The organism is Parapedobacter deserti, from assembly GCF_042646065.1.
GTDB lineage: Bacteria > Bacteroidota > Bacteroidia > Sphingobacteriales > Sphingobacteriaceae > Parapedobacter > Parapedobacter deserti.
Window position 1 is genome coordinate 52237 of record NZ_JBHRTA010000061.1, and the last position, 11974, is coordinate 64210.

Here is an 11974-nt window from a genome sequence, read left to right on the forward strand (position 1 = left end):
TCATATGATCACATATAATATGATAAAGCGATACGCTGCCACTTCCATAGCCGGAATGATGCTGATGACGGGATGCAGCAAAAATTGGTTGGATCCCAACCCGCTATCTTTTTACACGCCGGAAAACACTTTCGTTGATGCGCAAGGGTTCGAATCTGCACTTGCGGCCTGTGAAAAGGTCATGTTCAGCGAGTACAACGGCGATGGCATGGCGGCGCTTACGGAAATGATCCTTTCGGATATTGCCGTAGAAGGCACAACAGATAAAGCCGGGCCGCAAATGGATATCGATATTTCGCTCTTACCTGATGCCAATCTTAACAGTACCGATTTCACGCGCGTGGGCTGGTACTGGACCAATGGCTATAAAGCGATTCAGTATGCCAATATCATCGTATCCCGTATTGATCAAGGGATTTTCGGAAGTGAAGCAGAACGAAATCGTATCCTAGGGCAAGCTTATTTCCACCGGGCGTATTGGTACTATAAGCTGGTGCATCAGTTTGGTGATGTACCGTTTATACCAAACGAAGTCACTGAAGCGCGAACCGATTACTACACCACGGACCGATGGGATATTTTGGTATTCCTCAAGCAACAGCTTGAATGGGCTTATACGGTTGTCCCCGATGCGGTTGATCGCGGACGTGTTAGCAAAAGCGCTATCGGTACGCTGTTGATCAAAATAAACATTGCCTTGGGTGAATTTGATCAAGCCATATCGATTGGCCGGGAGATTGTCGTGACACATCCATTGATGACCCAGCGGTTTACGCCCAATGCGACAAAGCCCAACACTAATCTGATGCACGACCTCCATTCCGTGGAGGCGAAGCTGGACGCATCTAACACCGAGGGCCTCATGTATATCGTTTCATATCCTGGAATCCAAGGTTCGGCTAGGTCCCAGCTCATGCGTCAGCTTTTACCGCGTATCGTGGGTGTAACTACTCCCGATGGTGCTACCGGTATTGTCTACACGGCCAATGTAGAGCCTCAGTACGAAATCAACACCACCTACGGACGTGGGATTGGAAGGGCGCGCTCTACCAACTATTACCAATATACGCTATGGACGGACAAAGAACGAGGAGATATGCGTGGAGTATACAACCGGGACAGTTGGGTCAGTCCGGCAGATCTTCGGTACAATGATCCGGCGTTGAAAAACCGTGGAAACCCGTACTATGGACAGCACCTGATTAAGAATCCGGCCATGTCTGTAGAAGACTCCATCCGATCCTGGTACCAGTGGCCCCATTTTAAGACCTTTGTGCCCGATCCGTTATCCGCTGATTGGTTCTGGGGCGGGGAAACGCCAATGTACATTTATCGCTCGGCGGAAGTTTATCTGTTGATAGCCGAAGCCCATTATTGGAAAGGCGAAAGCGCATTGGCCGCCGAGGCGCTCAATGTCGTCCGGCAACGCGCCGGTGCCGATGCTCTGACTGCCGCAGATGTAGACATCGGTGCCATTGTGGATGAACGAGCAAGAGAGCTGTATTTTGAAGAAAACAGGCACATTGAACTGACACGCATTGCCTACACCTATGCAAAAACGGGTAAGGCGTGCGAATACTTCGGTCGAACCTATACCTTGGATCGGCTTTCCGGACCTGGAGGCACCGGATCCAATATCAAACAAGAAGGGTATAATTTTTATTACGACTGGGTAACTGCCAAAAACAACTTTTACAACAAAGGCATCAAACATCGATGGGCTGAGTATAAACTCAGTGTACACCACATTCTGTGGCCGATTCCGGCAGCAGCAATTAATGCCAATACCAAAGGGGTGATTAATCAAAATATCGGCTATCCCGGTGCGGAACGGAATGTGCCGGCTAAGCGACTGGAACTTGAATAGAAACGTCAATTTCAATACCATGAAGAAAATCACGTATATTACCATTGTGGCGCTGGCCTTGTCTACGACAGGCTGGGCGCAGCGAACCGATGTCAACTATGACGAATCAAAAGTACCTGCTTATACGTTGCCGGCGCTGCTGGTGACCGATGGCGGACAGCAGGTTACCACCGTTGCGCAATGGGAGCAGGAGCGGCGGCCCGAGATCCTGGAGCACTTCACTTCCCAGATGTACGGGCGCACGCCAACGGCACATATTCCCGTGCGATATGAGGTGCTCACCGAAGATCCGCAAGCGCTTGGCGGCAGGGCCACCAGCCGGCAGGTCAGGCTCATCTTCAGCAACGGCCAGAAAACGCAGGAAGCCCTTTTGCTGCTGTACCTGCCCAACCATGTGGCGGGCCCGGCGCCCATGTTTGTCGGTTATAATTTCAAGGGCAACCACAGCACTACGCTTGATACTACCATTCTGTATTCGAAAAACTTCGCCCTGGTAAAAGAGCCCGGCCATCCCGACTGGGAGCGGGGCTGCCAAACCAACCGGTGGGCGTACGAAGACATCATCGGCCGTGGTTATGGCGTGGCCACCATGTGTTATCACGATATTTTCCCCGATAAGCCGGGCTTGAAAGACCATAGCGTCGTTTCGCTCTTCCCGGGCTACGGCGAAGGAGGGAGAGCCCCGGACGAGTGGCAGGCTATCGGTGCCTGGGCTTGGGGTTCCAGCCGTATTTTGGACTATCTGGCTACTGACCCCCGTGTGGATATGGAACGCGTTGCTATCATGGGCCATTCCCGGCAAGGCAAGGCCGCACTGTGGGCCGGCGCGCAGGATACGCGCTTCAAAGTCGTGATTTCCAATAATTCAGGCGCCGGCGGCGCTGCCCTTTCCCGGCGTAAATATGGTGAGACCATTGCCATAGTGAGCAGCATCAAGCCTGCTTGGTTTTGCCGTGCGCTTGATCAGTACCACGGCCGCGAAGAAGCGATGCCGTTTGATCAGCACCAGCTTATTGCGCTGATGGCGCCGCGGGCCGTATATGTCGCCAGCGCTGAGCGCGATCAATGGGCTGACCCTAAGGGCGAGTATCTGGCGGCTTACCACGCCGGTCCGGTTTACGAGCTGTATGGGCTGAAGGGCCTGCCCTCCCTTACGATGCCCGCTATTCATCAGCCCATTATGAATGACGTGGGGTATCATATACGTGCCGGCAAGCACGACGTCACGGCATACGATTGGCAGGCTTTTCTGGACTTTGCAGATAAGCATTTCGAAGTGAGCACAGTATCTCCATAATCGGCAAAGCCGCAAGCTGCACCGGATGCGTTTGGAGCATCCGGTGCAGCGTTGTGCCAGATAAGATGGCGCGGTGTCATCCAGCGTCCACGGCCCGGTCAGTTCGCCGCTTCAGACCGGGCGATGCCGAAGGCGTATTTGCCGGTTTTCGTAGAGCTGGAGTCGGCTCACCTACGGCTGCCTTCAAGTCGGCCGATATATGGCGTTCTGGAGATAAATGCCGTATCTTTAGCGGGCTTCACGTCAGGGGGCAAACGAAAAGGCATGGGTTCAACCTTCGTAACGTACTGGAATGAATTGAGAGCAGGCAACAAGGAGGCTCTGTATTCGCTATACACCGCGCTTTATTTCCACATGGTCCGTGATGGCTTACGTATCGGGGCCGATGAGGATCTGACTAAAGACTGCATCAACCAGCTGTTTTTGAAGCTCTGGGAGCGGCGTGCGCACCTCAAACCGGTAGCCGAGGTGCGCGGATACCTGATGACGGCTTTTCAGCACCTTGTGCATGACGAATTGCATGATCGCCGCAGGCTTGGCCAGGCGCTGGATCACCTGGCTGCTGAAATACCGAAAGCCGAACGATCGTATGAAGAAATCCTCATCAGCAGCCAACATTCAGACGAGCGGCGCATGCGGTTGGGCGAAGCCCTCTCAAAGCTTACGCCCAAGCAACTTGAGCTGATCAGGCTGAAGTTTTTCGAAAACCGGACCTATGAAGAAATCGCCTATCGGGAAAGCATTTCCATCAAAACCGCTTATAATACCATTTACGATGCTGTAAAGCGGTTGCGGACGCTGCTGAAACCCTAGCAGCGGTACTTGCAACCAAAACTTTCTTTTTTTTTAAAAAAAACCTTAGGAAAAAAGGCTAATCTGTCAGTCTTTAATAGAAAATCAGGAGCTCCATGGACTTTGAACGTTACGATGTAATCGATTTCGTCTGCGATCACAGCTTTCAGCAGTACTGTTTGGGGCAAGACGAGGCGGCTTGTCACTTTTGGGCCGGGTGGATAGCCGCTCATCCCGAAAAGGGTGCCGCTGTTGCCGAAGCTAAAGCACTATTCGCGCTGCTGAGTGCGAGGCAGGGCAATTTACAAGAGCAGCTCCGCCAGCTTAAACTCGGGCTCATAGGGGCAGAGGACTTCAAAAAGCAGATCGCCGGCGTACCGCCGGTAGGCGCAGGCCAGCGAAAGCCGCTGGCGCGGGCCATGCGGTTTGCGATCCCGATCGGAGTGGCAGCGGTCGGCGCACTGTGCTTCCTGACCATGCGCTATTGGCCGGAAGCAGGCTTTCCAACTCCTGAATTTTCGGAGCAACTCGCACCCTCCGAAACCGTGGGCGCGCGCAAAACGATCACCTTGCCAGATGGGACGGTGGTTCTACTGGCTGATAGCAGCAACATCCGCACAGCGGACGGCTTCGGCCGTACCAATCGCACCGTTTATTTGACCGGGCAGGCATATTTCGATGTTACGCATCAGGCGGACCGGCCGTTTACGGTGCTCGGCACACTGACCAAAACGGTTGTCTTAGGCACGGCGTTCACCGTGAGGGAAGATGTCCATGCCGGCATTGCCGAGGTCACATTGCTACGCGGTAAGGTCGAGGTCAACCCCCGGAAGCATCCCGGTCAGGTTGCAACCATTCTGCCGGCACAGCGGTACGTATACCGGCAGGACAGGCCCGCCAATGGAAAGCGGGATACGATTCTGGCAGCTCCTAGGGAAGTGGCCTGGGCAAAGCAGACATTCGATTTTGAAAACGATCCGTTAGAAACCATCATCGAGGAGCTAAGCGCTTGGTACGGTATCCAAGCCCGGTTTGACGATCAAGACGTGAAGCACTACCGGTATACGGGCCGCTTCCAGGGCGAAAGCATTCAGCAGATCCTGGAGTCGCTGCAGCTCTCTTATCCGTTCCATTTCCGTATGAAAGGTAACACATTATATATCAGCAAGTAAATATCACCAGATCATTCACTAACATATAATCCATTCCAAACTATGACAAAAACACGTACTATTCGGCTATTGCAGACGAAGCTGCTGATGATGTTGATGGTTCCGTTCTGCATGAATAGTTACGCGGCCGCCCAGTTCAAGATCAATCTTGAGCAGCAAGGGCAGCCGTTGAAGGCTATTTTCAGGGAAGTTGAAAAACAGACCGATTACCGGTTTGTATACAGCAACAAGGTCATTCCCGAGCAGCAGCGGGTCTCTGTACAGGCCAAAGATGCCACCTTGCAGGAAGTTATGGACCAATTGCTTGGGGGCCTCAATCTCACGTATACCATCCGGCAGGATGTGCTCGTGGTCATTTATCCCAGGGAAGATCCGGCCGAAGGCGCACAGGCCACGGTATCGGGCCGCGTGGTTGACGAGTCTGGCGCGCCGCTGTCGGGCGTAACCGTGCGGGTAAGCGCCACCAGCGCCAGCACCACTACCGATGGTAATGGAGCATACGCCATCCACGGCGTCGCAACGGGCCAAACCCTCCATTTCTCGGCAATCGGCTTTGCGAGCCAGCAGGTGGTTTTCCGCAACCAACCGGTACTGGACGTTACGCTGATACGGGAAAACCGGGTGTTGGAAGAAGTAGCCGTGACCGGATATACCAGCTACCGCCGCGAACAGTCCAGCAGTGCCATTTCCACGGTGCACAGCGAGCAGATCAACCAAGTGCCTATGGGTTCGCTGGATCAGATTCTGCAGGGGCGCGTAGCTGGCCTCAATGTCTCCGCGTCGTCCGGCCAGCCCGGTGCCAGCGCCAGTGTGGTCCTACGTGGCATCGGCAGCATCAGCGGCAGCCGGGCGCCCCTATACGTCCTGGACGGGGTACCCATTGAATCGTCCTACTTCCAGACGCTCAATCCCGGCGATATCGCGCAGGTAACGGTGTTGAAAGACGCGTCGGCCAAAGCGCAGTACGGATCGCGAGGGTCCAACGGTGTAATCTTAATTACGTCAAAGAAAGGGAGTGCAGGCGGAGTCCGCGTCGACTACCAGTCGCAATACGGGTTTTCTGATCTTACCAGCACCCGGTTTACAATGATGGATACCGAGCAGCGGCTTCGGTTTGAAGAGGAGGTGGGGCTGGAAATCGGACGGAACATTGGACCCGGTTGGACCTATTCTCCGCGCAATCCCAACTATGCATCCATGAATCCCGCTGAGCAGCAGCGGGCCGACCGGATACTGGATAGCCTGCGCGCCATCAACACAGACTGGCGCGATCTCTTTTTCCAGCAGAGCCAGTTTATGGAGCAGCAGGTCAGCGTAAGCGGGGGTAACGAGCAGGTGCGTTTCTACAACTCCCTAAACTACTACAAGCAAGACGGAATTGCACGGCGCACCGGCATGGACAGGTACTCGCTGCGCAGCAACGTTGATTTCCTGTCGGGCAAATTCTCCGGGCAGGTCAACCTCGGATTGGGGTATTCACAGTCCAGTTTCACCGAGGGCGAAGGTGGCACGGGTGTAGGGACCTCCATGGCTTCGGTGTATTATGCCCTGCCGTATGAGTACCCCTATGCCCCGGATGGCACATTGATCCATCCTGGCAACGCCGGAGACGACATCCTGGACTGGCGCGAAGGCAGCCAGGGGCTGGAAAGGCTACTCAACTCGAGTGATAAAAGCAATCAATTCAAATCGGTAATCGGAGTCCAGCTGGCCTATCAGTTGCTGCCCCAGTTGAAGGTCAGCACACGCGCCGGCATCGACTACCGCAATTCTACCGACCAGGTGTACATCAATCCCGACTCCTATTACGGATCGCGCAACAATTCGAACACCGTGGGCGGACAGGGCAAGTTCGGCGAGGGAAGCCGACAAAATTTCGGTATCATCTCCACTTCGGGCCTTACCTATGCCCAGTTGTTTGACGATGTACATGACGTAGAAGTCAATGCGTTTTACGAATATGTGTATGACAACTACCGCGCGTTCAGCTATACCGGCTACGGCATCGACGGGCGGCTTCCGGAAACCCCTGCGGGCATCGCATCGCCTAGCGAAACCTTCCTTCCCGGCCTTGGCGGCGGCCGCACACGCAGCGCGCTGATCTCTTACATTGGCACGGGCCGGTATACTTACGGAGGCAAATACACTCTCACGGCGAGCTATCGGTATGACGGGTCTACCAAGGTGGCCCGCCAAAACCGCTGGCGCGGCTTCTACTCGGTTGGCGCCAACTGGAATGCAAAGGCTGAGTCGTTTCTTGAGCCCATCGAGTGGGTCAATGCGCTCAATGTGCGGAGCAGCTACGGCACTACCGCCAGCCCCTTCGGCAGCGACTTCGCATACCTGCCCACATTCAGCGTCAGCACCAGTTACGGTGGGCAGCCCGCCATTCGGCCCGGCAATCCCGGCAATCCCGAATACGATTGGGAATATGTCGAAGAGTTTGATGTAGGTATTGATTTAGGCCTTTTCGGGGGCAGCCGGCTGTCACTTTCGGTAGACTATTACAACCGGTTAACCAACAATATGTTCGTTGAGCAGTCGCTGTCGGCCACGTCAGGCTTCAGCAGCTTACAGCTCAGTACCGGCAAGATGCGCAACCGCGGCGTTGAAGTCAGCATCGCCGGCGACGTGATCCGGTCGGCCGATTTTACCTGGTCGCTTGGTGCCGATGTCGCCTACAACAAAAACACGATCCTTGCGCTGGGCAACGGTTTGGACAACCTGCCCGACGGGGATACGCGCGTACTGAAAATCGGCATGCCCTACGGCACTTATCTTGCCCCCCAGTGGGCCGGTGTAGATCCGCAAACGGGCGAGCCCCAGTACTACACGCTCGATGGGCAGATCACCAAGACCTACAATGCCGAGGCGCTCAACACCACCAGATCCGGAAGCCTGTATCCATCCTTTACGGGTGGCTTTCACACCGGCATCCGCTATAAGGGGCTGTCCATGAATGCGTTGTTCTCATTTGTGTCAGACGTTATGCGTTGGAACAACGAGGATTTCTACAACGAGAACCAGCGTTATATGACCAGCAACCAGAGCCTGCGGATGCTGGAAGACCGGTGGAAGCAACCCGGCGACCAGGCCATCCTGCAGCGCATTGACATTCCGCGGCAGTTTACCTCCAAAGACATCCAAGATGCGTCATACCTGCGCCTGCGCAACGTGAGGCTGGCCTACAGCCTGCCGGCCGGTCTGCTGGACCGCTGGCAGGTGATCAGCGGGGTACACCTGTTTGTGCAGGGCCAAAACCTGCTCACGTGGACTTCGTGGCGCGGCCTGGACCCTGAAAATAACCGGGTATATGGGCGCTTTGAATATCCTGCCGCGCGTACGTTTACAGCAGGACTGAATGTTAACTTCTAACCGATAGAGACGATGAAAATGCGATCAATCAAACAATCCATATTGGGGCTTGCGGCAGCGATGCTGGCATCATGCAACGCGCTTGACCTGGGCCCTACCGACACCATTGACCCCTCCAGGGCATTCCGCAACGTAAACGACCTGAATATGGGGCTGTTAGGTGCTTACGCCGTGCTGGACTTTACGCTCATCGGTGTCACCAGCGTTGTTAGCGATGAGGCCGTTATGCCTGAAGAAAACACAGTGAGCAACTCCGATGCCTATCGCTGGCTTTATACGTCGAGCAGCGGCTCGGTTACCAGTGCCTTCGCCGAATACTACATGGCTATTGACCGGGCCAACCGCGTACTTGCCGCTATGGATCAGGTGTCTGCAGCCAATGCCGCGGAGGAGCAGCTCAAAGCCCGTTACCGCGGCGAGCTCCTCGCCCTGCGGGCGTATGCCCACTTTGAGCTGCTCCGCGCGTATGCCTCGGCATATGAACCAGGCGCGCTCGGGGTGCCCTACATGAAGGAGTCGGCTATCGGCAGCCCCACGCGTGCTCCCTTCGAAGCCGTCGTCGCCAACCTCTATGGTGACCTGGCGACGGCCAAATCGCTCATACCTTCCGATTTTACGGACCGTACGCGGATTACCTCGGCAGCTGTCAGTGCCATGCAGGCACGGGTAGCCCTCTACGCGCGTGACTGGGAACTGGCCCATCAGTATGCCAGTGAGGCCATCGAGCGGGCCCCCTTGGCAGACCGAAGCGATTTTGCCGATATCTGGGTAGACCAAAGCCAAGCTGAAGTTATCTGGAAGCTCAGCCGCGTTGTGGGCGACAGTCGCATCGGTGGCTTTTACTTTCGCGAGGCCGGGGGGATTGCGCTGTATGCGCCCTCCCAGAAATTGATGGCCACCTATGACCGCAACAACGACATCCGGTTCAGCGCCTACGTATCGCACCAACCCGGCCGCGGGGCCGGCAAATCCGAATACCTGGTGGAGAAATACCGGGGCGGCGATCCGGATGCACCCGGGCTTACTGACATCAAGCTATTCCGCACGGGCGAGCTTTACTTGATCAAAGCCGAAGCCCTGGCTGAGGACAACCAAATCAGTGCGGCCAACGAAGCCCTGAATACCTTGCGTTCGCAGCGCATAGCCGGCTATGCCGACCGGCATTACGGCGGCAAAGACGACCTGATCCAGGCCGTTTATGAAGAGCGCTACAAAGAGCTCGCCTTTGAAGGACACCGATTCTTCGACCTCCGGCGCCGGCGTCTACCGGTCGAGCGGTCACCGTTAGACGCCGCAAACACCAGCGGGGCATTGACGCTCACGCCCAACCAGGCGCAATATGCACTGCCCATCCCCACCGATGAGCTTAGGGTCAATCCAAACATGGAGCAAAACCCCAACTACTAAGGTATGGATAAAACGTTGGGATTGGCTGGTCTGTCATTATTGCTCGCGTGTATGTGCTGCAAGGGAGCCGCTGAGGCGGGGCCGTCGCCATCGCGGGGTAGCCATGCACCGGATTTGCGGCCGGCATCGCTGGGCATCGTCGGCGATACGGCCGACGTACAGACAGTTACCCGGGGAGGCTTGGTGCTGATGGGAGGCGGCAGGGATGTCGACGCCGCCTTCCAGTGGATGATAGCCCGGGCTGGCGGTGGTGATGCCGTCATCATCCGTGCGTCCGGCACGGATGCCTACAATCCCTATGTCAGCGCATTGGGCACACTGAATTCGGTAGAAACACTCAAGATAGATTCCCGCGCGTTGGCCAACGACGAGCGCGTGGCGCAGGCCATCCGCAATGCCGAGCTGCTGTTTATTGCCGGGGGCGACCAGTCGAATTATGTCGCGTACTGGAAGGGCACCAAGGTCCAGGAGGCCATCAACTTCCTGCTCAACGAGAAGAAGGTGCCGGTTGGCGGCACCAGTGCCGGATGCGCCATCTTGGGCAGCAGTTATTTCACCGGAGCGCAGGGCAGTGTCACCTCGGATGAGGCGCTGTCCAACCCGATGGGGGGCAGGGTGGCCATCGGCCATGACGATTTCCTGCACGCACCGTTTTTGTCGCGGCTCATTACCGACCAGCACTATCTAGCACGGTCGCGTCAGGGCCGCTCCATGGTATTCCTTAGTGCGTTGCAGGCTGCCGGGGCAGGCGAAGCCCGCGCTATTGCCGTGGATGAGCGGACTGCCGTCTGCATTGACGAAGCCGGGCTGGCCCAGGTCGTCGGCGAGAGCAGCGCCTTTTTTCTGCGTGCGGCTCCGGATAAACCCCCCGAAGTATACACCGCCGGTGAGCCGCTGGAATGGAACCACGGCCAGCAGGCGGTGGCCGTCTATGAAATCGCCGGCAGCTTGCAGGGAGCGGGGGCCTTCAACGTATCCGACTTCAGGCATGGCCAGCCTCAGGGCGGCCTATGGCAGTGGTGGTGGGTCGAAAACGGAAAACTATATCAAAAACAACAACAACCATGAAGAAAACAAACCTACGGAACCTGGCTGCCGTCATGGTGGCAACTGTTGGCATCGCCTGCACAGCCACGCCTACCGCTCAGGAAGATCGCTACGTGTTGGTGATCCACGGCGGTGCCGGAACAATACAGAAATCAGACATGACACCGGAGCGGGAGCAAGCCTATCGTGCCACGCTGGAGGAGGCACTGCGCACGGGGCATAAGCTCCTCCAGCAGGGCAGCAGCAGCCTGGATGCCGTGGAAGCGACCATCCACGTGCTGGAAGACTCGCCGCTGTTCAACGCCGGCAAGGGGGCGGTATTTACCCACGATGGGCACAACGAGCTCGACGCCTCAATTATGGACGGCCATAGCGGTCAGGCCGGAGCGATAGCCGGCGTGCGGACTGTACGCCATCCCATCAGTGCGGCAAGGGCGGTTATGGAAAAAACCGAGCATGTACTGCTCAGTGGCGCGGGCGCCGACCGGTTTGCAGCTGAAAACGGCCTTGAAATCGTAGAGCCTTCGTACTTTCATACCCCTGAGCGTTGGCAATCACTGCAGGAGGTGCTGAAGCAAGATTCGCTCAAGGCGACGGGCAACGACTCCAAATTCGGTACCGTCGGCTGCGTAGCCCTTGACCAAAAAGGGCGCCTGGCGGCCGGTACGTCTACGGGCGGGATGACCAACAAGCGGTATGGCCGCGTCGGCGATTCACCTATCATCGGGGCGGGCACCTACGCCAACGAATCGGTTGGCGTGTCCTGCACGGGTTGGGGCGAATTCTACATCCGCCATGTCGTGGCGCATGATGTAGCCGCTCTGATGGCGTACAAGGGCCTTGGAGTTGCCGAAGCCACCGAGGCCGTGATCGCCAAGGTAGACAAGGCAGGTGGCGACGGCGGTATCATCGCGTTGGATCGCGAAGGGCGTATGTCCATGTCATTCAACACGGCAGGCATGTACCGCGGAGCCATCACGTCATCCGGCGAGGTCATTGTCGGCATTTACCAATAAG

At 56.3% G+C, this 11974-nt stretch carries 8 protein-coding genes; all 8 read left to right on the top strand.

All coding sequences use genetic code 11. The features are described from left to right. Positions 1–4: 4 nt before the first annotated feature. The 8 genes from ACFOET_RS19555 to ACFOET_RS19590 all read left to right on the top strand — a co-directional run bounded on the left by ACFOET_RS19555 (position 5) and on the right by ACFOET_RS19590 (position 11973). The gene (locus ACFOET_RS19555) at positions 5–1867 is read left to right on the top strand and encodes a RagB/SusD family nutrient uptake outer membrane protein (protein WP_379025856.1); all 1863 of its coding nucleotides are present in this window, start codon (positions 5–7) and stop codon (positions 1865–1867) included. Further along, the gene (locus ACFOET_RS19560) at positions 1860–3164 is read left to right on the top strand and encodes an alpha/beta hydrolase (protein ID WP_379025858.1); all 1305 of its coding nucleotides are present in this window, start codon (positions 1860–1862) and stop codon (positions 3162–3164) included. Before ACFOET_RS19555 ends, ACFOET_RS19560 begins: the two co-directional genes overlap by 8 nt. Positions 3165–3215: 51 nt before the next feature. Further along, complete coding sequence (locus tag ACFOET_RS19565; RefSeq protein ID WP_379025860.1) at positions 3216–3977, top strand: RNA polymerase sigma factor; 762 nt, start codon at positions 3216–3218, stop codon at positions 3975–3977. A gap of 95 nt (positions 3978–4072) precedes the next feature. Next, positions 4073–5128 (top strand): FecR family protein, encoded by a 1056-nt coding sequence (locus ACFOET_RS19570; protein ID WP_379025862.1) that lies wholly within the window; start codon positions 4073–4075, stop codon positions 5126–5128. Between the two features lie 42 nt (positions 5129–5170). Next, complete coding sequence (locus tag ACFOET_RS19575; RefSeq protein WP_379025864.1) at positions 5171–8503, top strand: SusC/RagA family TonB-linked outer membrane protein; 3333 nt, start codon at positions 5171–5173, stop codon at positions 8501–8503. A gap of 12 nt (positions 8504–8515) precedes the next feature. Further along, positions 8516–9910, top strand: coding sequence for a RagB/SusD family nutrient uptake outer membrane protein (locus ACFOET_RS19580; RefSeq protein WP_379025866.1), 1395 nt, complete (start codon positions 8516–8518; stop codon positions 9908–9910). 3 nt (positions 9911–9913) lie between these two features. Beyond that, entirely contained in the window at positions 9914–10978 is a 1065-nt protein-coding gene (locus ACFOET_RS19585; RefSeq protein WP_379025868.1) for a cyanophycinase, read from the top strand. Beyond that, on the top strand, positions 10975–11973 hold the full coding sequence (locus ACFOET_RS19590; RefSeq protein WP_379025870.1) for an isoaspartyl peptidase/L-asparaginase family protein: 999 nt from the start codon (positions 10975–10977) through the stop codon (positions 11971–11973). The genes ACFOET_RS19585 and ACFOET_RS19590 overlap by 4 nt, the downstream gene beginning before the upstream one ends. The last annotated feature ends 1 nt before the right edge of the window (position 11974 follow it).